Annotated in this window: 18 protein-coding genes and 1 tRNA gene; 16 read left to right on the top strand and 3 right to left on the bottom strand. The window is 45.1% G+C overall.

Going from position 1 to position 24,673, the window contains the following annotated elements; all coding sequences use genetic code 11:
- Nucleotides 1-67 precede the first annotated feature (67 nt).
- Nucleotides 68-952, bottom strand: a complete 885-nt coding sequence (locus NYE25_RS15245) for an AraC family transcriptional regulator (RefSeq protein ID WP_341146286.1) — start codon at nucleotides 950-952, stop codon at nucleotides 68-70.
- A 125-nt stretch (nucleotides 953-1,077) separates the two neighbouring features.
- Between NYE25_RS15245 and NYE25_RS15240 the strand changes: the two genes are divergently transcribed.
- Entirely contained in the window at nucleotides 1,078-3,168 is a 2,091-nt protein-coding gene (locus NYE25_RS15240; RefSeq protein ID WP_341146285.1) for an alpha-glucuronidase family glycosyl hydrolase, read from the top strand.
- A 285-nt stretch (nucleotides 3,169-3,453) separates the two neighbouring features.
- Here the strand turns inward: NYE25_RS15240 and NYE25_RS15235 are convergent, their stop codons facing one another.
- Nucleotides 3,454-4,107 (bottom strand): GntR family transcriptional regulator, encoded by a 654-nt coding sequence (locus NYE25_RS15235; protein WP_341146284.1) that lies wholly within the window; start codon nucleotides 4,105-4,107, stop codon nucleotides 3,454-3,456.
- A gap of 222 nt (nucleotides 4,108-4,329) precedes the next feature.
- Between NYE25_RS15235 and uxuA the strand changes: the two genes are divergently transcribed.
- The 6 genes from uxuA to pstA all read left to right on the top strand — a co-directional run bounded on the left by uxuA (nucleotide 4,330) and on the right by pstA (nucleotide 11,534).
- A complete protein-coding gene (gene uxuA, locus NYE25_RS15230; protein WP_341146283.1) occupies nucleotides 4,330-5,406 on the top strand; it encodes a mannonate dehydratase in 1,077 nt (358 codons plus the stop codon).
- Complete coding sequence (locus NYE25_RS15225) at nucleotides 5,407-7,029, top strand: mannitol dehydrogenase family protein (protein ID WP_341146282.1); 1,623 nt, start codon at nucleotides 5,407-5,409, stop codon at nucleotides 7,027-7,029. It abuts the gene before it with no gap.
- Nucleotides 7,030-7,273: 244 nt separating this feature from the next.
- Nucleotides 7,274-8,710, top strand: a complete 1,437-nt coding sequence (locus tag NYE25_RS15220; RefSeq protein ID WP_341146281.1) for a stalk domain-containing protein — start codon at nucleotides 7,274-7,276, stop codon at nucleotides 8,708-8,710.
- A gap of 55 nt (nucleotides 8,711-8,765) precedes the next feature.
- On the top strand, nucleotides 8,766-9,626 hold the full coding sequence (locus NYE25_RS15215) for a phosphate ABC transporter substrate-binding protein (protein WP_042191274.1): 861 nt from the start codon (nucleotides 8,766-8,768) through the stop codon (nucleotides 9,624-9,626).
- Between the two features lie 82 nt (nucleotides 9,627-9,708).
- On the top strand, nucleotides 9,709-10,656 hold the full coding sequence (gene pstC, locus NYE25_RS15210) for a phosphate ABC transporter permease subunit PstC (RefSeq protein ID WP_149645965.1): 948 nt from the start codon (nucleotides 9,709-9,711) through the stop codon (nucleotides 10,654-10,656).
- Entirely contained in the window at nucleotides 10,653-11,534 is an 882-nt protein-coding gene (pstA, locus tag NYE25_RS15205; RefSeq protein ID WP_341146280.1) for a phosphate ABC transporter permease PstA, read from the top strand. Before pstC ends, pstA begins: the two co-directional genes overlap by 4 nt.
- A gap of 813 nt (nucleotides 11,535-12,347) precedes the next feature.
- Here pstA and NYE25_RS15200 read toward each other — a convergent pair.
- A tRNA-Arg gene (locus NYE25_RS15200) sits at nucleotides 12,348-12,421 on the bottom strand.
- A 310-nt stretch (nucleotides 12,422-12,731) separates the two neighbouring features.
- On the opposite strand from NYE25_RS15200, the gene NYE25_RS15195 reads away from it, so the two are divergent.
- The 9 genes from NYE25_RS15195 to yihA all read left to right on the top strand — a co-directional run bounded on the left by NYE25_RS15195 (nucleotide 12,732) and on the right by yihA (nucleotide 24,586).
- Nucleotides 12,732-13,547: a hypothetical protein gene (locus NYE25_RS15195; protein WP_373455859.1), complete on the top strand. Its 816-nt coding sequence runs from the start codon at nucleotides 12,732-12,734 to the stop codon at nucleotides 13,545-13,547.
- Nucleotides 13,548-13,645: 98 nt separating this feature from the next.
- Entirely contained in the window at nucleotides 13,646-14,980 is a 1,335-nt protein-coding gene (gene tig / locus NYE25_RS15190) for a trigger factor (RefSeq protein WP_341146279.1), read from the top strand.
- A 284-nt stretch (nucleotides 14,981-15,264) separates the two neighbouring features.
- Nucleotides 15,265-15,855 (top strand): ATP-dependent Clp endopeptidase proteolytic subunit ClpP, encoded by a 591-nt coding sequence (gene clpP / locus NYE25_RS15185; RefSeq protein ID WP_036685049.1) that lies wholly within the window; start codon nucleotides 15,265-15,267, stop codon nucleotides 15,853-15,855.
- 12 nt (nucleotides 15,856-15,867) lie between these two features.
- Nucleotides 15,868-17,124, top strand: a complete 1,257-nt coding sequence (clpX, locus tag NYE25_RS15180) for an ATP-dependent protease ATP-binding subunit ClpX (RefSeq protein ID WP_042130648.1) — start codon at nucleotides 15,868-15,870, stop codon at nucleotides 17,122-17,124.
- 109 nt (nucleotides 17,125-17,233) lie between these two features.
- The gene (gene ispG / locus NYE25_RS15175) at nucleotides 17,234-18,361 is read left to right on the top strand and encodes a flavodoxin-dependent (E)-4-hydroxy-3-methylbut-2-enyl-diphosphate synthase (protein ID WP_060621818.1); all 1,128 of its coding nucleotides are present in this window, start codon (nucleotides 17,234-17,236) and stop codon (nucleotides 18,359-18,361) included.
- A gap of 132 nt (nucleotides 18,362-18,493) precedes the next feature.
- Nucleotides 18,494-19,165, top strand: a complete 672-nt coding sequence (locus tag NYE25_RS15170) for a type IV toxin-antitoxin system AbiEi family antitoxin domain-containing protein (RefSeq protein WP_341146278.1) — start codon at nucleotides 18,494-18,496, stop codon at nucleotides 19,163-19,165.
- Nucleotides 19,166-19,550: 385 nt separating this feature from the next.
- Nucleotides 19,551-21,260 carry an ATP-dependent protease LonB gene (gene lonB / locus NYE25_RS15165; RefSeq protein WP_042191261.1) on the top strand — a complete coding sequence of 570 codons (1,710 nt, stop codon included), beginning with the start codon at nucleotides 19,551-19,553 and terminating at the stop codon, nucleotides 21,258-21,260.
- 293 nt (nucleotides 21,261-21,553) lie between these two features.
- Nucleotides 21,554-23,917: an endopeptidase La gene (gene lon, locus NYE25_RS15160; protein WP_042191259.1), complete on the top strand. Its 2,364-nt coding sequence runs from the start codon at nucleotides 21,554-21,556 to the stop codon at nucleotides 23,915-23,917.
- Between the two features lie 12 nt (nucleotides 23,918-23,929).
- Nucleotides 23,930-24,586, top strand: coding sequence for a ribosome biogenesis GTP-binding protein YihA/YsxC (gene yihA / locus NYE25_RS15155; protein WP_042191256.1), 657 nt, complete (start codon nucleotides 23,930-23,932; stop codon nucleotides 24,584-24,586).
- Nucleotides 24,587-24,673: the final 87 nt, after the last annotated feature.

Below are 24,673 nucleotides of genomic sequence, written 5' to 3'. Positions count from 1 at the left end.
CGAATACCTGCTCACGAACCAACTTGATATGATGTTAATAAGGAATACAGCTGGGATGTTCGACAACTCAATGATGCAAATGCCATTGCTTCCGAAATTGATTAGGCGTTGTGCCGAAATGGGTTTTGAACAATTTGCAAAAATGAGAGCAATTTGTAATTCCCACTTCCTCGGCGATGTGTGCAACTGTGTATTTGCTTGAAGTCAGAAGATGAACGGCTTCCTGCATTCTTTTGACCGTTAAATAATCGGAAATACTGCTGCCTGTACATTCCTTGAACAAGTGGGATAAATGATGGGGTGAAAGATGTAGATCCTTGCTCATTTGATCGAGCCGCAAAGGTTCCTTGTAATGCAGCTGTAGCCATTCCATAATACGTTCTGCCTGATGTGGTTTACGAAGCAATTGTTCCATGGAGGCCGGCTTCTGCTGTGTATCCCAAAGCGGCTTTAAAGTACGTAGGAACGTGATGAGAAACAATGAGACCTCTTCCATGAAATCATTTTTGTGCAAAGTTGGAAGCGCTTTATCCAGATCCTTCAGAAGAGCTATCAGGGATTGCAGGTCCTGCTGTTCATACCATCGAGGTGAGGCAGAATTGCCGCTGTGAATATGATTGAAAAAGCTTTGTAGGATGGGCCACTTTTCAAAATAAGCTTTAAATATGCTGGGCTCATAATGCACGATCGAACGCACGAACGGAACCGCCTCATTAATTTCAATTTGAATATGATGCAGTTGATACGGCTGGAAAATACAAATCATCCCTGGCTTTATTTCATAGCTATTTTGATCAATAATCAGCGTCCCTTTACCTTCATGAACAATAAGAATTTCAACACCCTGATGAGCATGGAATGTACCTTGATAGTCGTCTGTATTTGTACTTGTTCTTTTATATACAAAATAGAGATGGAACGGTTGTAAGTCCTGCTGCTCATGGTACGTCACATTCGTGTTCCTCCTATTAGTAGGGATGCGGATAACCTATCGTTTACAAAAGTATAAGAGAACCATTGCACAGCTAGCAACATCTAGATTAAAAAGTCTTACTCACTAATGGAGGACACCGAATTATGGCAGAACAAAAGACAGAATTACATAACGCAGGGTATAAAGCTTGGCTCGAATATCCATATATTCAATCGAGTGCAGTAAGAGAGTGCTATTCTCCTTGGTGCTATAACATCTGGACAGTCAAACAAGATCATCCAGTGATCATAAGTGCTGTGCAAGAACTAACACGTGGCATACAAGGAATGCTCGATATAGAAGCTACCATTGCTGAATCTCAGGATAAAGATAAACAAGCTTGTATTGCAATCGGTACGTTTGATAGTAATCATCCGTTGATTACGCATACCTTTAGCGAGGCTACAAGGACAGCAATTGGATCAGAAGGATATGCCATTCGAACAAACACGGAGAAGGACTGTATTGCAATTGGTGCTTCCACACCCGTGGGTTTACTGTACGGTGTATTTGCATTCCTACGCTTGCTTGGAACGGGTCAATCGATTAAGGCGTTGGATATGTTGGATCAGCCGGTAAATACGCTCCGCATGATGAATCAATGGGATAACGTCGATGGAAGCATCGAACGTGGTTACGCAGGGAAGTCCATATTTTACTCAGACAACGAAATCACTAAGGACTTTGCTCGATTGCAAGATTATGCGAGAATGCTCGCTTCGATAGGAATCAATGCGATTGCTATAAACAATGTCAATGTACATCGGTTTGAAACGATGTTTATTACGGAGCGCTATCTTCCTGACATCACGAGGATTGCCGATATCTTCCGTACCTACGGGGTGAAGCTGTTCCTAAGTATTAACTATGCTAGCCCGATCGAAATCGGTGGATTGAATACAGCTGATCCGTTAGATTCTGATGTACGCCAATGGTGGAAGGCAAAGGCGGTAGAAATTTATAAATTGATTCCAGATTTCGGCGGTTTCCTCGTAAAAGCTGATTCAGAGAATCGTCCAGGTCCATTCACTTATGATCGTGATCATGCAGAAGGTTCGAACATGCTGGCTGAAGTTTTATTGCCTTTCGGGGGAATCGTCATCTGGCGCTGCTTCGTTTACAATTGCAAGCAGGATTGGCGGGATCGCTCCACCGATCGTGCACGAGCGGCATATGATCACTTTAAACCGCTAGATGGTCGATTCATGGATAATGTTATTTTGCAGGTGAAGAATGGACCGATGGATTTTCAAGTACGGGAAGGTGTGTCTCCGTTGTTCGGTGCCATGAAGCATACGAATATGATGATTGAATTTCAGGTTACACAGGAATACACAGGCCAACAGCGTCATGTCTGCTACCTCGTCCCTCAATGGAAGGAAGTTCTTGATTTTAATACTTACGCAACGGATTCGGAGTCATCGGTGAAACGGGTTGTTGATGGATCCATGTATGGTTATAAATATAGCGGCTTCGCTGCTGTTTCAAATATTGGCAATGATCATAACTGGACGGGGCATTTATTAGCGCAGGCCAATCTGTATGGTTACGGTCGTCTCGCTTGGAATCCGGAATTAAGTGCAGAGCAAATCGCGAAGGAATGGATTATGCTCACATTCGGTGCAGAGGATGAGCAGTTAATAGTCACGATTCGTGAGATCTTGTTAACCTCTTGGCATATCTATGAATCTTATACTTCGCCGCTTGGCGTAGGCTGGATGGTCAATCCAGATCATCATTACGGTCCAAATGTGGATGGATATGAATATTCGAAATGGGGAACGTATCATTTTGCAGACTTACAAGGGATTGGCGTAGACCGGACAATAAAGACGGGTACGGGATATGTTGCTCAGTATCAAGGAGCGAATGTAGATTTGTATGAATCGGTAGCTACATGTCCAGATGAGCTATTACTGTTCTTTCATCATGTACCGTATACGCATACTCTTAAATCTGGTAAAACGGTCATCCAGCATATTTATGATACGCATTTTGATGGCGTGGATCGCGCAGCAGGGCTGAAAGAGAAGTGGCAATCCCTTGAGGGGAAAATGGATGGCAGCAGGTTTGGGCAGGTGGCAGACCGTCTGCATGAACAGGTACTACATGCCCGCGAGTGGAGAGATATCATCAATACGTATTTCTATCGAAAAAGCGGTATCACAGACCAGCATCAACGTACAATATACTAAATATTAGCAGTAGGAGGAGTGTGTCCAGCAGGGCCACTCCTTCTGTTGCTCCATCCCTTTGTTTCATAATCCTATGAGAAGAAAGGAAGATACACCTTGAATCAGAAAAGATTATTTAATGAGGGCTGGGAATTCGCCAAGAGTACTTTAGAAGTGACGAATGCTGAGTCCTTGGATTTCCATCCCGTCGATCTCCCGCATGATTGGTTGACCGTCCCAAAAGCCATGATTTTGGCTGCATGGGGCGGTCTTTTAGTTTTAAGTTGGCTCTGTTCATACACGTTATTACGCTTTAATATAATCTGCAAAATTCTCCAGTAAGTATAAGGAGTTCATATCTTCACGTAAATGATGCTGGACTAGCTCATCCACTTTGTCTGGTTCATGGTTTGTCATACAATCCAGGATCATGTGATGCTCGCTCAAAATTTTCTCCAGCTTTTCTTGCTTTAGGTTATGCAAGCGTCGATATCTTTCATAATGCACATGGGAGAACTTAATTTGCTCCCACAAAAATTCATGTCCTGCTAATGTGAATAACGTCTTATGATAGGCGTCATCCAAAGAAAAAAAGAGCTCAGTGGCATGTTCTTGATGTATGGCATTTCTTTGCTCTTCTAGATTCTTTTTAAGTTCTATAATTCCTTTAAGAGTAAGGCTACCGCATAGACCCTTGATAATATCTTTTTCCAAAACACTTCTTAAATAAATCATTTGCTCGACAGATTCCAAATCAATGTATGAAACCAGATTCCCTTTCTTCGGATACACATCAATATAGGACTCTAGTGATAGCTGCTTTAGTACATCGCGCAAAGGTGTTCTGGATATCTGAAACCGTTCGGATAACACGGTCTCACTTAGAATGGATCCAGGCTTTAGTGTTAGGTTAAGAATTTCGTGCTTTAATAGGTTCAAAATATCATTTTTGGTGGACATGAGGTTGCGTCTCCATTGCCGTTGAATTTGTAATGCTGATATCTGAAACGGGATCCTGAAATAAGATAGTGATTTCATTATATATTTTATTAATCTTGTATACAAGATTGGTGATTATTGATTTTATGTCATTGACAAAAGGTATTATTTAAATCTAATATTTGAGTATATTATCTTGTATACAAGATCTCGACATATGAAATTATAGGAGGTTTTATCTAGATGAAAATGACATGGAGATGGTATGGAGAAGGCAATGACAACATTACGCTTGATCATATCCGGCAAATTCCGGGGGTAATGGGTATTGTCTGGTCACTACATCATAAGGTAGCGGGCGAAGTGTGGGAAATGGATGACATTCAAAAAGTAGCGGATCAAATTACGAGCAAAGGGTTTAGCACTGCCGTAGTAGAGAGTGTGAACGTCCATGATGATATCAAGATTGGACTCCCGACGCGTGATAAATATATCGATATTTACATAGACACCATACGGAAGCTAGCCAAGGTCGGTACTAAAGTGATCTGTTACAATTTCATGCCTATCTTTGACTGGACTCGGACGGAGCTGTACAAGGAATTGCCAGATGGCTCGAATGCTCTTTTTTATGAAAATGCGGCCATTAATGAGAACCCGCGCGACATGGTGAATCGTATTCTCAAGGGGGCCGGCGAATTTACGATGCCTGGCTGGGAGCCGGAGCGTCTTGCGAAGCTCGATGAGCTATTCGTCGCTTATGCAGATGTAACGGAAGAGAAGCTGTTCGAGAACTTGGTCTATTTTCTGAAGCGCATTATTCCTGTCTGTGAAGAAGTCGATATCAAAATGGCTATTCATCCCGATGATCCTGCTTGGCCGATCTTTGGCTTGCCCCGCATTGTCCGCAGCCGTGATACGATCCGTCGTTTACTTGACGCAGTAGATAGTCCGTATAATGGATTAACCTTCTGCACTGGGTCGCTCGGTACGAATCCGAAGAACGATCTGCCGGCTATGATTCGGGAATTCTGTAATCGCATTCATTTTGCTCATATTCGAAATGTTAAGGTTTTTGAGAACGGAGATTTTATTGAGGTGTCTCATCGTGGACGGGATGGCAGTGTGGATGTGGCAGAGGTTGTTAAAGCGTATCATGAGAATGGATATACGGGGTATGTGCGTCCAGATCATGGTCGTCATTTGTGGGGTGAAGAGAAGACTTGCCGCCCGGGGTACGGGCTGTACGATAGAGCAATGGGGATCATGTATTTACTTGGTGTATGGGACAGTCTCGACAATACGATGGGGGTGAAGTGAATGCTGCTTCTGACAAGAGAGAGTATTCAATCATGTGCAGAGGCATGGAAGGACGCTGACGTGGAGCTTCCTCAGTTTGATTATAAGCAGGTGGCGGAGAATACGCGCGTTAGGCCGGAATGGGTTCATTTTGGAGCGGGAAATATTTTTCGGGGATTTGTTGCGAATGCTCACCAGAAGCTGTTGGAGCTTGGAAAAGCAGATACAGGTATTATTGCCGCTACCTCCTCTGACTACGAGCTGATTGACAAGATTTATAAACCACATGATCATTTAACACTTCTCGTACTAATGAATGCGAGTGGTGAGTTTACAAAAAAGGTCATTAGCAGCATTACCGAAGCTATTATGGCAAACAAGAATCGAGCGGAGGATTACTGCCGTTTGGTTGAAATTTTTGAAAACCCGAGCCTGCAGATGGCCAGCTTCACCATTACAGAGAAAGGTTATACCTTGACCGGTCCTGATGGAATGTACCTTGATATCGTGAAGAAGGATATGGAGCAAGGGCCAGAGCAGCCATCCCACAGCATGAGTGTGATCGCTTCTCTAGCGTACCGTCGATATCTTAAGGGGCAGTATCCGATGACTTTTGTCAGTATGGATAACTGTTCGCACAATGGGGATATGTTGAAAAATAGCGTGATTACAATCGCCAAGGCATGGGCTGCGAAAGGGATTGTGGAGGAAGGTTTTGTTGCGTACCTCGAAGACGAGAGTCACATAACATTCCCCTTGTCGATGATCGATAAAATCACACCACGTCCATCCGAGGTAGTACGTAATGCTTTACAGGAGCAGGGGATTGGCGGCATGGATATACTTATTACCTCGAGGAACGCTCATACCGCGCCTTTTGTTAACGCAGAAGTTAGTGAATATCTGGTCATTGAGGATAAGTTTACGAATGGGCGACCTTTATTAGAAGAAGCCGGCATTATATTCACAGATCGTGAGACCGTGAACAGGGTAGAAACGATGAAAGTTACCACCTGTCTAAACCCCTTGCATACTGCATTAGCGGTCACTGGCTGTCTACTAGGCTACACACAGATTTCGGATGAGATGCAGGATCAGACCCTACGTACATTAGTCGAGCGGATTGGGTATAAGGAAGGATTGCCTGTAGTTGTAGATCCTATCATTCTACGTCCACAGCAGTTTTTGGATGAAGTGCTGCAAGAGCGATTGGCGAATCCATTTATTCCAGACACCCCGCAGCGAATTGCGACAGATACGTCGCAGAAGATAGGCATTCGTTATGGGGAAACGATCAAATCCTATGTACAACGCGAAGATCTTCATCCAGCTGAATTGACGGCGATTCCACTAGCAATTGCTGCTTGGTGCCGCTATTTGATCGGAGTGGATGATGAAGGGAATTCATTTGAGCTAAGTCCCGATCCGTTAATGGAGTCACTTCAAGCGCATCTGCAGGGAGTGACTTTGGGAGATTCGACCTCTAATGTGCATAGAATTCTAGAAAATGAGAAGATCTTTGGTGTACCGTTATATGAAATCGGTCTGGGTAGCAAGATTGAAAGTTACTTCTACGAGATGCTGAAAGGCCCAGGAGCTGTACGGAGAACGTTGGAAAAGCATTTAAATGAAGAGTTAGGGTAGATCACATTTACAAAAAGCCTCATGGAGTAAAAGCTACTGCACCCCGCAGAGCTATCCCCCATGAGGCTTTTTCGTGTCTAGTCCATTTGGTTTATCTGAATTTAGCAGTCTAGTACGCTAATATACCTACTTTTTCAAAAAAATAATTATAGTTAATATTTCCATAACATTCCTCTGCAACAGAGTTGACAATTGTAGACGAAAATGACATTAGCAGTTACCTATACGAAAAGGGTGAATCTAATTGAAAAACAGTAAATGGATTAGCGCAACGTTGGCTTCAGCACTTCTTGCAACTGTAGGCGTTGGGAGTGTATCTGCAGCTAGCATCGGCAGTAATGTAAAATCTGTGGCTACCAATCAAACCGCTGCAAAAACAGCAGTTAAAGAAGGTACAGCCACTTGGAATGTAAATGGTACGCCGATTGTGTTTAACACCATTAATAGCAGTGGTTACAAGTTGTACTCGCTGAATCAGGTAGCTGGTGAAATTGGAGCTAAGTTAGTACTTGGAGCTGGCGGGTTTGAACTTAATGACAGCAAAGGATTACATAATGTGAAGCTCAAAACAGGCTCAAAGAGCTATCAAGTAGATGGTAATTCCGAGACATTCACAGTTGCTCCAGTATTTTATAACGGTAAAACCTATGTAGAGCTTTCAAAGTTAGTTTATGCATTAGGTGGAGAACTGGATGCTGACGCTAGCACGATTCTAAGCTTTGCTCGTCCTGAAGGATTGTTTGATACTTTGCACTGGACAGCAGCTGGAAGTCTGATTGCGAACAAAAGTGATGCTGAATCTGCTCAACTTATCAAGTTCAGCACAGAGCCAGGTAACTATGAAGTATTTTCGTCGAATGACAGTGCGGTGGATTTTGCAGTATCGCCGGATGGGCAGTGGGGAGCTTTCAATGATGAGACTGGTTTGTTGAATCTGATTAACCTGTCTAGCGGAGCTACTAAGACACTTGGTACTGACAATAGTGTAAAAACAGATCTGGTTTGGTCGAACGATGGTAAAAGTATTTACTTTATCCAAGGTGACAAGCAGGAGAAAATCGCAAAAATCTCTGTAGACACTGGTGAAGTTAAATCCGTATTGGCAGACAAAGTAGAAAATAAATCCGAACTGCGCATTTCCGCTGACCAAAAGAGCGCCGTTTATATCGTTAACTTGACGGGTGTTGCTAAAAACGATGCGGACAGCACAGAAGATTCTCTTACTGTAGACTTCAGCTCTGCTGGAGAGCAGCTTTACAAGCTTGATCTTGCTACAAAAGATGCTAAGCCTGCTGCACTTACGACTACACCGGATAACAAGCTATACCCTGAAATTTCAGCCGATGGTAGCGTCGTATATCTGAGCGCAGATTCTGATGGCAATGCGGCTAACACACTGAAGGTTATCAAAGCAGACGGAACAAGCAGTAACCTTGCACTTGATGTCGAAGTAACTTGGTCCACTGGCGTTAACAATGGCTTGGTTGTAGCGGGTACAGCGGCAAACGGAAGCACAGTAGTCTACTCCATCGATAGTAAAGGTGCAAAAACTGAGCTGTACCGCTCCACTGAAGATGTATCTGAAGTTGCTGTTTCGAATGATGGAAGCAAGCTTGCTATCGTAAGTGATGGCGGTGTATGGGTGGTTCAAGGCGGTAAAGCATTGCAACTGTCGAAATAATAAATATCCCTAATCATATTTTAACGGCGTAGAGCCGAGAGGAGAAATAATACAAATGAAGATTTTCAAAAAGCTAACAGTAACGGCTCTAACGGCTGTAATTGCGGTAACCGCATCTTTCGCAGGGGTTGCAGCAGCAGCCGATTCACTTAAAGGTAAAATCACAGTTAACGGTTCAACCGCACTTCTTCCATTGACGCTTCAAGCGGCAAAAGAATTCCAAAAGCTGCACCCTAAAGTGAAAATCGCAGCCTCAGGTAAAGGTTCAGTAACTGGACCTCAAGCTGTTAAAAAAGGCATCGCTGATATCGGCGCTTGCGACTGGGATGCTAGCATCGACGTACCAGGCTTCAAAGCTTTTGACGGTCAAGTAGCAAACAAAGTAGCAGTTATTCCTTTTGCTACAATCGTTAACAAAAATGTTGGTGTAGATAACCTTACAACTGAACAGCTTAAAGGTATTTTCGCAGGTAAAATCACGAACTGGAAAGAAGTAGGCGGTGCAGATGCTGACATCGTGGTTATCACTCGCTCTTTCGGTTCCGGTACACGCGTTAACTATCAAGCTAAAGCTTTGGATGGCGGAGATATCGTTAAAAAGGCTAAGAACTACAAAGAAACAGGTTCATCCGGTGACATGAAGACTGCCGTAGGAACAACTCCTAACTCTATCGGTTATATCGACCTTGTATATGTAAGTGGCGACGTAAAAGCTGTTAAACACAACGGTATAGCTGCTACTACAGACAACGTAATCAATGGATCTTATAAGATCTGGGCTTATGGTTACTACATGACTAAAGGCCAACCTACTGGTGCTACAAAAGAATTCATCGAATACGTACAAAGCAAGAAGTTCCAACAAGGTTCCCTGAAAAAGCTTAAATTTATTCCGATCGCAGCAATGAAGGGCTAATAACATCTAAAGATCATATTGAACGGTAACAGCGGCCAGCTCCGATCTTGATACGGGGGTGGCCGCTTACAGGAGGGAAAGTATGGGGGCACCAGTCCAAGGCTTGGCAACTAGGGGAAAAGAGAGCGTAACGCAGGTTAGCGCTAATCCCAAACGTCATGGTAGACATTTGTTTAGCAACAAATTGTTTAAGTTTTATTTTTTATTCAGCATTCTTGCGCTTTGCTTTGTGCTTGGACTTGTAATTCTATTTATCGGCAAAACGGCTATGCTTCTGTTCGGCCATCTCTCGCCTGCGGACTTTTTCTTTTCCTTTAACTGGACGCCGGAAGAGGATTCTTTTGGAGCGGCTGCCTTCATTGTAAATACACTTTCACTAACTGCATTAACGCTGCTGATTGCAGTTCCTATTTCGGTAGGGATGGCAGTACTTTGTGCAGAGATTGCTCCAAAATGGATGAAGACTTTTATCCGTCCAGTGCTAGATTTATTGGTAGGTATTCCTTCAATTGTTTACGGATATATAGGCTTAACGGTATTACTTCCTTTCTTGCGCAGAATTAGTGGGGAGAGCCTAGGCGATGGCTTGTTAGCTGCTGCGCTTGTGCTCGCATTAATGGTGCTGCCAACGATTTGCCGAATCAGTGATGATGCCATTGTCTCTGTACCGCGCAAATATCGGGATGCTGCATATGCGCTTGGATCTACCCGTTTACAGGTAATCATGCGTGTAATACTGCCTGCGGCTAGCCGGGGGATTATCTCTGCGGTTATTCTGGGTATGACTCGTGCTGTGGGTGAGACGATGGCTGTAGTTATGGTTATCGGGAATACACCGCAATTGGCGAAGACGTTATTCACGCCAGCATCGGTGCTGACTAGTAACATCGTTATGCAAATCTCCAATGTAGAGTTTGACTCTACATGGAACTATGCGCTACATATGATGGCATTTCTCCTGCTAGTAATATCATTTGTATTAATTCTGATCATCCGCGTGCTGGGTAGAAAAAGGAGGGATGCAGCGTGAACGGATTCGCAAGTACAAAGCATACAGCGCGGGCTCAAAGAAACAATAAAATTGCAACCATAGGGTTTTATACGCTTGGGGCTTTAGTCATGCTGCTGATCTTCTGGCTGCTCTTCACGATTCTTAGTAAAGGTCTACCGGCACTTCGACCTGACTTCTTGATAAAACAGCCTGAAGAGATTGATCCGGGTGGCGGGATTGGCCCGGTGTTGTTCAACTCATTTTACATTTTGTTCATCTCGCTGTTTATTTCCATTCCAATCGGTTTGGGTGCGGGAATCTATATGGCTGAATATGCACCAGACAATAAATTTACAGGCGCACTACGTATTTGCGTAGAATCTCTGTCATCGGTACCATCGATTGTGTTCGGTATGCTCGGACTCGCGATTTTTGCGGAATATTTCGATATCGGTCTGACGATTCTTGGCGGAGGCGTCAGCTTGGCACTGCTGAATCTACCTATGCTTGCGCGAGTGACAGAGGAAGCGGTACGTGCTGTCCCCGGGGAGATCCGCGAGGCTGGTTATGCGCTTGGGATGACTAAATTCCACGTGATCCGCACGGTAGTCCTGCCTGTTGCAATGTCTGCCATTGTTACTGGGATTTGTCTCGTTGCTGGACGCGCCTTCGGGGAGTCTGCGGTTATTATCCTTACCGCTGGTCTCAGTACCTCAGGAGAAATGTGGGACTTTAATCTCTTCTCGCCGGGTGAGACCCTGGCTGTGCATCTATGGTATGTACAATCCGAGGCGATTGTCGAAGATGCACGTCAAATTGCGGATAAGTCAGCAGCCGTACTTGTATTTGTAGTTTTGTTTATCAATTTTGTATTCCGATTTCCGTTGTGGCTTAGCAATCGCCGGAAAGGACACTAATTCGTTCAAAAGGTACGTAAAAACTGTCACCCGGCAATGGATATCGGTGGGTGACAGTTTTTTTTGTCTTCTTATGATGAATTATTTAATGTAGCATTCCCTACGGATACGGCCAAAGGAATAACCTCGCGAAACACTCGCGGCAAGGCTGAGACAATATCGCACATTTCACTTTCATGTCTAAATTGATAATATTCGCACAAACACATCCTGCACTATTGCTTCCGCGTGCTCCTGCTTCCCAGCATACGAATAGTAAAAAAACTTTTTCGTAATGTGCCTCGATTTCCTCAAAGGATAAAGTATGATGTGGTGAGTAATGAGTAATGAGTAATGAGTAATGGTGTTAGAGGTGGCTTTAGTTGCACTTTATGCAGCTATTTATCATGGTGTAGGGTTTATTTAGGATTAATTGTACTTTGTGCAACTAAAAATGGAGAAAATGACAATCTAGGAGTTAATCAGAGAATATAAGTGTACGGAATACAGTTAAACCGAGTTGTTGAGGTGAAAGGGAACCTTTTAGTTGCACAAAATGCAATTAGAGTGTTCGAGTTAGGCAGAATCTAAGCGGAACGTTGTCTAATGATCTGACTGCTACGTGGGTGTATAACGTAGTAGGGGGCTTATCGAAGCTTGAACTCCACAGAAGCCTGAGCTCCATTGAAAAGTGAGCTACATCGAGGCCTGAGCCTCATGGAACCCTAAGCCCTAGGCTCTGCTCCTAGCTCTGTCCCTAGGGCTACGCCTTCTCCCAGGTTCGCATCCCCTGAACGCAAAAACAGCCTCCCCGAAGGAAGGCTGTTACTCTGACGTCCCGGAAGGGATTCGAACCCCTGACCGTGCGCTTAGAAGGCGCATGCTCTATCCAGCTGAGCTACCGGGACATGATTGCTGGCTGAAAAGCAAGCAGGAGTTATCATATCATGTACGCCGATGTTTTTCAAGCTGTTTTTTAAAAAGAGTACGGGGTATGCTATAATCTACAATTATTAAGTTTCGGAAGAAGCTTAAGGTCTTAATAACATTTATGACGTTTTAGAATTCAATTCACATAATTAGCTATAAGGAGGTGCCCTCATTAAAGATTCAGATTCCCCCGCCACAAAAGAGAATATCGTCCTGTTTCCCAAGACACTGGACTATTATCAAATCCAGCTTACGGTGATGCTGGAGAGTGAACGATACGGGGAAGCGATGGAGCTGCTGCGTTTTTTGTTGCAGTGTCAAGGACAGGAAGAACGAAATTACGAGGAATGGCGGTCTCTGCTGGAATGGCTCGAAACAGCTTTCCCCTACGCCTCTCAGAATGGAGATGCGGAAGGAGCCGTTCACCCCGAAGACGAAGATTTAAGGGAAGAAGATATGGCCCGTCTCTTGGCCAAATCAAAAATGACTGAGGATGCGGGGTATCCTCAAAAGCTGCTGCAGCGGATAATGAATGAGCCGCTGTCAGAGGCGACAATCCTAGCACTAGAGCAGCTTTCATATCTGGAAGGCGGCGGAGTCGATGAGGCGCTGACGGCATGGCTGCAGGGGGATAATGTTCACCCACTGCTGCAATTTCGGACCCTGCAGACCCTTCGGCGGCGTGGGATGCAGGGAACAGTGAATCTGATTCGTGGTCACGAAACAGCAATTGTAGAGATTGAAAGTGTGCCGCTGCAGACAGAGGATTTTCCACCACAGGTGAGTCAGGTGCTCGAGCGGGTAGCCGAGCAGGCGGAGGTACATGAGCCTACGCTGTATTATTTTGCACAGGAGCTCTGGGGCCAGTTCGTCATGTCGATTTATGGATCGGAAGAGTATCGGAAAATACTGGATGGGGAAGACGCGCTACTAGATATTTGGGCGGGGGCGTTACACCAGTTTGTATCTGAGAGCTTAAACGGTACACGGCAAGAGGAGGAGACTCGTGGAATGTACGGCATTACAGACGGCATGCGCTTTCAATTTGAGGGGGCATATCGTGCGCTCAAGGGTTTTGTAAAGACTTCTCTACTTGATAAATAAAGTAATGTTGTATATAATATAATGGTTATTCTGTGCGTGGATTGTATCATTTTTTGAAGTAAACTTGTGAACCTATATTTTGGAGGGAAAAGTATAATATGAAAGCAACATGGGAAAAAATAGAGAAGAACCTTGGAGTTCTTGAAGTAGAAGTTGACGCAGAACGCGTTGCAGCAGCACTTGATAAAGCTTTTAACAAAGTCGTTAAGAAAGCTAACGTACCAGGCTTCCGTAAAGGTAAAGTGCCACGCCCGATCTTTGAATCCCGTTTTGGTGTAGAAAGCTTGTACCAAGATGCAATCGACATTCTTCTTCCTGAAGCTTACGGTGAAGCAGTTGAACAAACTGACATCTTCCCTGTAGACCGTCCTGAAGTTGATATTGAGCAATTTGCTAAAGGTCAATCCTTTATCTTCAAAGCGAAGATCACGGTTAAACCTGAAGTGAAGCTCGGCGATTACAAAGGTCTGGAAGTTCCAGTACAAAAAGCTGAAGTGACTGAAGAAGAGCTGAGCGCTGAGCTTGCTCGTCTGCAAGAGCGTCATGCTGAACTCGTAGTAGTTGAAGAAGAAGCGGCAGCTAACGGCGACATCGCTGTGATCGATTTTGACGGATATGTTGATGACGTACCGTTCGAAGGCGGAAAAGCTGAGCGTCATTCTCTTGAACTTGGTAGCAACTCCTTCATTCCTGGATTTGAAGAGCAAGTAGTGGGAATGTCCACTGGAGATTTCAAAGATGTTGAAGTTACTTTCCCTGAAGAATACCATGCAGAGAACCTTGCGGGTAAGAAAGCAGTATTCAAAGTGAAACTGCACGAAATCAAACGCAAACAACTTCCTGCACTCGATGATGAGTTCGCTAAAGATGTAAGTGAATTCGAAACTTTGGAAGAGTACAAAGCAGATCTGAAAGCTCAGCTCGAATCCCGTAAACAGGATGAACTGAAAGGCCTTCGCGAGAACGCAGTTGTTGATAAAGCAGCAGCAAACGCTGAAGTTGAGATTCCAGAAGCAATGATCAACAGCGAAGTTGAGAACATGGTTCGTGACTTCGACACTCGTCTTCGTCAACAAGGTATGAACATGGATATGTTCCTGAGCTTCTCGGGTCAAACTCGTGAAGACTTGCAGAACCAAATGAAAGGCGATGCTGAAAAACGCGTTCGCAACAACCTGGTACTGGAAGTTATCGCTAAACAAGAGAACATTGAAGTTTCCGAAGAAGAAGTTAACGAAGAGTTGGCTACTATGGCTGAAGCTTACAAACGTACTCCAGAAGAAATTCGCAGCATCTTGGCAGCTAACGGTTCACTGGGCAGCTTGAGCGAAGAACTTTCTTTGCGCAAAACCATTGATTTCCTTGTTAGCAATAGTGTAGAAGTTGAAGCAGTAGAAGAAGCACCAGCTGCTGAAGACGCTAAAGCTGAGTAAGATTTTTCAAACTACCTAGAACGGCCGAGCAATCGGCCTCCATACAGATATGATAAGGCACGTAAGTTTCGTTACGTGCCTTATTTTTATCCTCGGGCACAGATATATGTGATTACATAGGTATCCGTATGAGCGTATGGTATTAAGGAAATTGGCTTGATGACGTCACTATCACAAGCGGTGGACAGGTCTGCTGTAGTGAAAAAATGACATCGGGCCGTGAACGTGTTAAAATATTTTTGAAACGATAAGACTAATCTGTATAGAGAAAAGAGGTTGGTGGCATGAGTCTGGTACCAATGGTTGTGGAATCAACAAGTCGTGGGGAACGTTCATACGATATCTATTCCAGATTGCTCAAGGATCGCATTATTTTCTTAAGCAGTGCGATTGACGATGATGTCGCCAATCTGGTTATTGCTCAACTGCTGTTCCTTGCAGCAGATGATCCCGAGAAGGACATTCACTTGTACCTCAACTCACCCGGTGGTTCAGTAACAGCCGGCATGGGTATATACGATACGATGCAATATATCAAACCGGATGTTTCAACCATTTGTGTAGGGATGGCGGCAAGCATGGGATCGCTCCTTTTAACAGCTGGGGCTCCGGGCAAAAGATACGCGCTGACTAACAGCGAAGTTATGATTCATCAACCGCTCGGTGGTGTTCAAGGTCAAGCGTCCGACATTTGGATTCATACCGATTGGATCCTCAAGACGAAACAGAAGTTGAATCAAATTTATGTAGATCGCACAGGTCAGCCCCTTGAAAAAATCGAACGGGACACAGACCGCGATAACTTCATGAGCGCGGAAGAAGCCAAGGAATATGGGCTTATTGACCAGGTTCTTTCTTCACCGATGAAATCTTAAAGGGGTGGTTAGATGTTTAAATTTAATGATGAAAAAGGGCAATTGAAATGTTCTTTTTGCGGCAAATCACAAGAGCAGGTTCGTAAGCTTGTAGCAGGACCGGGCGTTTATATATGTGACGAATGTATCGAGCTTTGCACGGAAATCGTGGAAGAAGAGCTCGGTCATGAGGAAGAGCTTGATCTGAAGGATATTCCGAAACCAAAGGAAATCCGCGATATTTTGGATCAATATGTAATCGGTCAAGAGCAAGCGAAGAAATCGCTGTCTGTTGCAGTTTACAATCACTATAAGCGTGTGAACAGCCAAAGCAAAATCGAAGATGTTGAACTGACGAAGAGTAATATTCTTTTGCTCGGTCCAACAGGTTCGGGTAAAACTTTGCTCGCACAGACGATGGCGAAGATTATCAACGTTCCGTTTGCGATTGCAGATGCTACTTCCCTAACGGAAGCTGGTTATGTCGGCGAGGATGTTGAGAACATTCTGCTTAAGCTGATTCAAGCGGCAGATTATGATGTGGAGAAAGCCGAACGCGGCATTATCTATATTGATGAGATTGATAAAGTGGCACGTAAATCCGAGAACCCGTCCATTACTCGTGACGTATCCGGTGAAGGTGTACAGCAGGCACTTCTGAAGATTCTCGAAGGAACGGTTGCTTCCGTACCTCCACAAGGTGGTCGTAAGCATCCTCATCAAGAGTTTATTCAAATTGATACGACGAACATCTTGTTCATCGTGGGCGGTGCCTTTGACGGTCTGGAGCAAATGATTAAACGCCGTATCGGTAAAAAAGTCATTGGCTTCAACGCAGCAGTTGAAGGACAAAAGGATCTCAAGCCTGGCGAATATTTGTCGATGGTATTGCCTGAAGACTTGCTCAAATTCGGATTAATCCCTGAATTTGTAGGCCGTCTACCGGTCATCTCGACTTTGGAGCCGCTTGATGAGAATACGCTGGTGCGTATCCTTTCCGAGCCTAAGAATGCACTCACGAAACAATACATCAAGCTGCTGGAAATGGATAACGTAGCGCTGAAGTTCGAACCGTTGGCACTCGAAGCGATTGCCAAGGAAGCGATCAAACGCAATACGGGAGCCCGTGGACTGCGCGCGATTATTGAGAGCATCATGCTTGATGTGATGTATGAAGTTCCTTCACGCGATGATATTAAGGATTGTGTGATCACGGAGCAGGTCGTTCAAGAGAAGGCTTTGCCTGAATTGAACCTTAAGAAAGACAAAAAGAAAGAGGAAAGCGCGTAAGTCGCTTACCTTAACAATACATGTCACTGTCTCCACCTTTCTTCCGCTTATCCCGCTTCACTAGCGGTTGCGAAGGGGTGGAGCTTTGGCGTTATGGGGGAGAAAAATCATGTTCTTGAGACACCAAACCCGTCCTGTCAATGTTGGCGGGCTCATTATTGGGGGAAACAACGAGGTTGCGATTCAAAGCATGTGTACAACCAAAACAGCTGATGTAGAGGCTACTGTAGCCGAAATTTTACGGCTTGAGGAAGCAGGCTGCCAACTGGTACGCGTTACTGTCAACAATGAAGAGGCAGCCGCCGCGATTAAGGAGATCAAGAAGCAGATTCATATCCCACTCGTAGCGGATATTCATTTTAACTATAAGCTCGCGCTGATGGCTATTGAGAACGGCATCGATAAAGTACGGATTAATCCGGGCAACATCGGTCGTCGGGAGAAGGTAGAAGCAGTAGTTAAAGCGTGTAAAGAAAAAGGAATTCCGATTCGGATTGGTGTAAACGCCGGTTCTTTGGAGAATCATCTCTTGGAGAAATACGGATACCCGACTCCAGAAGCTATGGTCGAAAGTGCACTGTACCATATTGGGATTTTGGAAGAGCTGGATTTCCACGACATTATCGTTTCCTTAAAAGCATCCGATGTGCCAATGGCCATCGAAGCTTATCGTCAGGCTGCGGAAGTTATTCCTTATCCGCTACATCTTGGGATTACAGAATCCGGTACCTTGTTTGCCGGTACAGTAAAAAGCTCCGCGGGTATCGGTGCACTGCTCTCTATGGGCATCGGCAGCACCCTGCGTATCTCGCTTAGCGCTGATCCAGTGGAAGAAGTTAAGGTGGCACGCGAGCTGCTGAAGACCTTCGGTCTGATCTCTAACGCGGCAACACTCATTTCTTGTCCGACTTGCGGACGACTTGATATAGATCTCTTCTCCATCGCTAATGAGGTGGAAGAATACATTTCGAAGCTTAAGGTGCCTATTAAAGTATCCGTGCTCGGCTGCGCCGTTAATGGTCCTGGTGAGGCGCGTGAAGCGGATATTGGTATTGCTGGTGCCCGTGGGGAAGGTTTGTTGTTCCGTTACGGTCAGATGATTCGTAAGGTGCCTGAAGCGGAACTCGTGAACGAGCTGAAGAAGGAAATCGATGCGATTGTTGTAGCGTATGAGGAAACTGGTGAAATTCCAGGGCGTGCTCACGCTAATCTTGCACCTCCGGTGCAATCAAAGTAATTTGGTCTTTTACGAATTAATGATTCAATTCATAATAAGTGGCGAAGAACGCCCTGTTACCCCCCGGTATATCCGGTGGTGGGAACGGGGCGTTTTTTTTGCGTGGAATTAATGATTAAGGGGGGACATTGAATGCATTATGAACAAGCCCATGAAGCATTTATTGAGAAACATCTAGCAAACAGGAATGGGGAACGACGAGGAAGGCTAGAGAGAGGGCATCGTCATGCCGAAGAAATGTTTTTACAGAATGTATGGTGGCCGCTTCGTGGGGATTTCAATGATCTACATCCGGAGTATGAGGTGCTGGATTGGCGCGGACGATCTTATTTCGCGGATTATGCTTTTTTGCCGGGGCCTATCAAGCTCTTGTTCGAGATCAAAGGGTATGCTGCGCATGTGAGGGACATGGACAGGCTGAAGTATTGTAATGAGCTAAATCGTGAGACGTTTCTGTACGGAATGGGTTACCAAGTAATTTCATTTGCCTATGACGATGTGGAACAGCGTCCTGAGCTATGCATTACACTGCTGCGTGTGGTGCTAAGTCGTTACTTAATTGTAGATGCACCACGTGGTCAACTGCTACTTGCTGAGAAGGAAATCATGCGATTAGTGGTTCGCCGAGCAGGGACAGTTCGTCCCAAAGATGTAGCAGAGTATTTTGCTTTGGACCCCAAAACGGTACGTTTGATGTTGATGAAGTTGTGTGAAAAGGGCTGGTTGAAACCTGTGACAAGGGGGATCGGTGTTAAAAATGTTGAGTATAGGCTGGGACGAGATGTCCTTTATTACTGGGATTGAGGGTAAGTAGAGGAGGTATCAAGAGGAGAGAAAGGCACTTTTTCAAAAATAGCTATGGTTGCATGCTTGTTATAGGGAAAATGTCCCTGTAAATAGAGCAATCTTGTTAAAAAAGAGAGTTTATACGGAAAAGTTCCCTATAAATTAACGATAATCATCCGTTTTAGCGTGAAATCAATGGATTATAGGGAGAATTTCCCTGTATATAACTTATTAGGACTCGTCACCTCCAACTACGGGGAGTTTTTCCCTATAATTCTTGGAGGGGGTTGTACAACAATTCAACAAATCCTCAATTGTGCGTTTACTAATTACCGAAACGGCTATACTACCTAATAGTAGCCAAAGGTGGAAAGGTAGACTGAACGAAACAGGAGGATGACCTATGGAATTAAGTATAGTTGTGATGATCGTGCAGCTCTTTTTCGCGCTGGTTATCGGCGTATACTTTTGGAATCTGCTGCGGGGTCAGAAGACAAACAAGACGGCGGTAGACCGAGAGTCGCGTAAGGAACTGGATAAACTACGGAAAATGCGTATGATTTCACTAACCAAACCATTGTCGGAGAAAACTAGGCCGGCTTCTATTGGAGATATTGTTGGGCAAAAAGATGGGCTCCGCGCCCTGAAGGCCGCACTATGTAGTGCTAATCCGCAGCATGTGATTATTTATGGTCCGCCAGGAGTCGGCAAGACTGCAGCGGCGCGCGTGGTCATGGAAGAGGCGAAAAAAAATGTCCTTTCCCCTTTTAAAAGTGACGCCAAATTCACTGAAATTGATGCGACGACCGCTCGTTTTGATGAGCGTGGTATTGCCGACCCGTTAATCGGATCGGTGCATGATCCAATTTATCAAGGTGCTGGAGCTATGGGCGTGGCAGGTGTGCCGCAGCCAAAGCCAGGAGCGGTGACGAAGGCGCATGGCGGGATTCTTTTTCTGGATGAGATCGGTGAGCTTCACCCCATTCAGATGAATAAGCTGCTAAAGGTGCTGGAGGACCGGAAGGTTCTGCTAGAGAGCGCGTATTATAATTCGGAGGACAATAATACTCCGGCTTATATTCATGATATTTTTCAAAATGGCTTACCCGCTGATTTCCGGTTAGTAGGCGCGACTACGCGATCCCCGGATGAGATTTCTCCCGCGCTGCGTTCACGCTGCATGGAGATTTATTTCCGTCCGCTATTGCCGGATGAGATTGCAGTCATCGCGCGTGACGCGATACAGAAGATCGGACTGAAGCCCAGCCCTGAAGCAGTCACTGTTGTGCAGCAATATGCAACAAATGGCCGGGAGGCGGTCAATATGATTCAGCTCGCTGCTGGACTAGCGCTAACGGAGCAGAGAGATACGCTAAGTGCTGCTGATGTAGAATGGGTGGCAGGCAGTAGCCAGCTTCCACTTCGAACAGAGCGCAAGATTCCTTCCGCGCCGCAGATTGGATTGGTTAACGGACTTGCAGTGTATGGACCAGGAATGGGCACCTTGCTCGAGATCGAAGTATCCGCAGCACCTGCGCAGAACGGTCAAGGTAGATTGAACGTAACCGGAGTAGTAGATGAGGAAGAGATTGGTGGAGGTTCTCGCACGATTCGGAGAAAGAGCATGGCTAAAGGCTCCGTTGAGAACGTATTGACCGTACTGCGTACCATGAATCTGGAACCAGACCGTTATGATCTGCATGTGAACTTTCCAGGTGGAACACCCATTGACGGACCCTCAGCAGGGGTTGCGATGGCAGTTGCTATCGTCTCCGCTATTCGTGGTCTTCCAGTGGATAATACCGTAGCGATCACTGGTGAGATAGGCATACATGGGCGTGTGAAGCCTGTTGGTGGTGTAATTGCGAAGGTGGAGGCTGCTTTTCAGGCAGGAGCTACTACGGTGCTTATTCCAAAAGAAAACTGGCAGTCCCTATTCGCTGACCTCGCCCCACTACGCGTCATTCCAATGGAAACGGTGGAGGAAGTATTCCGTCATCTGTTTGGCGCCGATACAGCAGATGTAAGGCTTCCAGCAGTAGCTGGAGAGCTATTCTCAGCAGCACCCTCACTTCTGAAGGCTGATGCCGCTGGCGAGTCTGCAAAGGGTTGAGCTTAAATTATTACCAAAAATGTAAGCTAGGGTGTGTTATGGTTTCGATAAGTAAATCGTGACTTGCCACTGTGAAAAAAAGGGAGCCGCAGGCGTGTCTGCTGCTTCCTTTTTTAAAGTATAGATTCACACTTTCCATAATCCTTACATTTCTTGGAGAAACGTTGCCGTTTTTTAAGGATAATAAGGTTGTTTATTCTTAAATTGCAAGTACTTTGTTGGTGTTTTGGGGCTGCTTTTGTTAGAATGAATTCATATGAGATTAATTGAGAGCCATGGGAGGTGCGAAAGCGATGATGACAAATAAAACAAAAGGTCGTCGTTTTCCTTTATTACCGCTAAGAGGTCTTCTTGTGTACCCAAGCATGGTTCTTCACTTGGATGTGGGCCGTGAGAAGTCAGTTCGGGCACTAGAAAAAGCTATGGTTGAAGATAATTTAATTCTTCTGTGTTCACAGTCGGAAGTGAATATTGAAGAGCCTGGTCAGGACGATATTTTTCGGGTCGGTACTGTCGCGAATGTGCGGCAAATGCTGAAGCTGCCAAACGGTACGATTCGTGTACTGGTTGAGGGTGTAGAACGAGCCGAAATTATTAATTATATCGATAATGATGAGTATTATGAGGTTATGGCGCGCGAGCTACCAGAAGAGGAAGATGGCGATCAAGAGTGTGACGCGCTGATGCGTACAGTACTTAATCAGTTCGAACACTATATAACGTTATCCAAAAAAGTGACACCAGAGACACTGGCTGCTGTATCCGATATTGAGGAGCCTGGTCGTCTTGCGGATGTTATTACGAGTCATTTATCGCTAAAGATTAAAGATAAGCAAGAAATTCTAGAGACGATTGATGTCAGTAAACGGCTAGAGAAGCTTCTTGATATTCTTAATAATGAGCGTGAAGTGCTGGAGCTTGAACGCAAGATCAATCAACGTGTGAAGAAGCAGATGGAGAAGACGCAGAAGGAATATTATTTGCGCGAGCAAATGAAAGCGATCCAGAAAGAACTCGGCGAGAAGGAAGGCCGGGTGGGAGAAGCGGAAGAACTGCGGAATCTCATGGAAGAGAAGAATTTGCCGGAACGCGTGAAAGAGAAGATGGAGAAGGAAATCGATCGTCTGGAAAAAATGCCAGTGAGCTCAGCGGAAGGTGGCGTAATTCGCAATTATGTGGATTGGCTGCTGGGTCTTCCTTGGAATGAACAGACAGAAGATGACCTCGACATTAAGAAGGCAGAACAAGTACTCGATGAGGACCACTACGGTTTGGAAAAACCAAAGGAACGGGTATTGGAATATTTAGCCGTTCAGCAGTTGGTGAAGAAGCTAAAAGGTCCGATCCTATGTCTTGTAGGGCCTCCAGGTGTGGGCAAAACCTCACTCGCTCGTTCCATCGCCCGTTCACTCAATCGTAAGTTCGTTCGCATTTCGCTTGGCGGTGTACGTGATGAAGCGGAGATCCGTGGTCATCGCCGGACTTATGTGGGTGCGATGCCAGGCCGAATCATTCAAGGGATGAAGACAGCGGGAACGATTAATCCGGTTATCCTGCTAGATGAGATTGATAAAATGGCTGCAGATTTCCGTGGCGACCCATCCTCAGCATTGCTTGAGGTATTGGACCCAGAACAGAACAATACGTTTAGCGATCATTTCGTCGAGTTGCCGTTTGATTTATCGAACGTTATGTTTGTTACAACAGCGAATGTAGTGCATAACATTCCGCGTCCGCTACTTGATCGGATGGAAATGTTATTCATTCCGGGTTATACGGAACTGGAGAAATTGCAGATCGGTAGCCGTTATCTTTTGCCGAAGCAGAAGAAGAACCATGGTCTTGCAGAAGATCAGCTGATCATCGAAGACGACAGTTTATTGCGTATCGTGCGCGAATATACTCGTGAATCCGGTGTGCGTAATTTGGAGCAGCAGATTGCAGCGTTATGCCGCAAAGCCGCGAAACAGATTGTGTCCAAGGAAAAAGAAAGTGTAGTCATTCTGCCGGATGACATCAAGGATTACTTAGGTGCATCGAAATACCGTTACGGTATGGCGGAGCTTGAAGATCAGATTGGCACAGTAACTGGACTGGCCTGGACTGAGGTTGGTGGCGATACGCTGCTGATCGAAGTGACTGTTGTGCAGGGAACGGGCAAGCTGACACTTACTGGACAACTGGGCGATGTAATGAAGGAGTCGGCGCAGGCCGCTTTCAGTTATACACGTTCGAAGGCGGAGGAGCTGGGGCTCCAGCCCGATTTTTATGAGAAGATTGATATTCATATCCATATTCCTGAAGGTGCGATTCCGAAGGATGGCCCGTCTGCAGGGATTACGATTGCTACCGCTTTGATTTCTGCACTCACGAAGCGTTATGTTTCGAAAGATGTGGCTATGACCGGTGAGATCACCCTACGTGGACGTGTATTGCCGATCGGTGGACTGAAAGAGAAGTCTTTAGCTGCACACCGTGCTGGATATAAAAAGATCCTTCTTCCCAAAGACAATGAACGTGATCTGAAAGAAATTCCAGAGAGCGTACGCAATGATGTGGAGTTCATACCAGTATCTAACATGGATCAGGTCTTGCATCATGCGTTAGTTGAGCATCATAATGAAATTAGCAGTGAGCCACCGAGTAGTGTGCATTAGAAAGGAAGTCCTATGAAAGTTAATATTGCCGAATTTATAATCAGTGCCGTTGGCCCTGATCAATACCCTGATGATGCTTTGCCAGAGGTTGCTCTGGCAGGGCGCTCCAATGTAGGGAAGTCATCCCTCATTAACCGAATGATTAACCGCAAGAATCTGGCTCGGACAAGCTCCACTCCAGGTAAGACCCAGCATATGAACTATTACCGTATCAATGAAGACAGCATGTATTTTGTTGACTTTCCAGGTTACGGATATGCTAAAGTGTCGAAGACGCAACGTGCAACATGGGGCAAGATGGTGGAAAAATATCTATCTGAGCGCGATACGTTGAAGCTTGTTCTGCTCATCGTGGATCTGCGTCATCCGCCGACCAGCAATGATAAGATGATGTTCGACTGGTTGAAGCATTATGATCTTCCTATGTGTGTAGTAGCGACTAAGGCGGATAAGATTCCGAAGACTCGCTGGCAAAAGCATATCAAGATCATGAAGCAGGAGCTTGGCGTGCTGCCAGGGGATAATTTCATTCCATTCTCTTCAGAGATTGGCCTTGGTAAAGAAGAACTTTGGGGATTGATCGATGGGTATGTTCTCTCCTCTCCAGATTCTGAAGATGCTGAAATAGATGGAAATGAACCTCAGCAAGAGGAACCTACTGAAGCATAAGACAAGAACTCATTTACAATCAAGCAACCATTCCATCTGGGAATGGTTGTATTTTTTTGTCGTAAAACTAAATTTTCTATGTGAAGG

It is taken from the genome of Paenibacillus sp. FSL E2-8871, assembly GCF_038000345.1.
Taxonomy (GTDB): domain Bacteria; phylum Bacillota; class Bacilli; order Paenibacillales; family Paenibacillaceae; genus Paenibacillus_AQ.
Note: the sequence above shows the minus strand (reverse complement) of the source record. Positions and strands in the feature narration are given on the sequence as shown.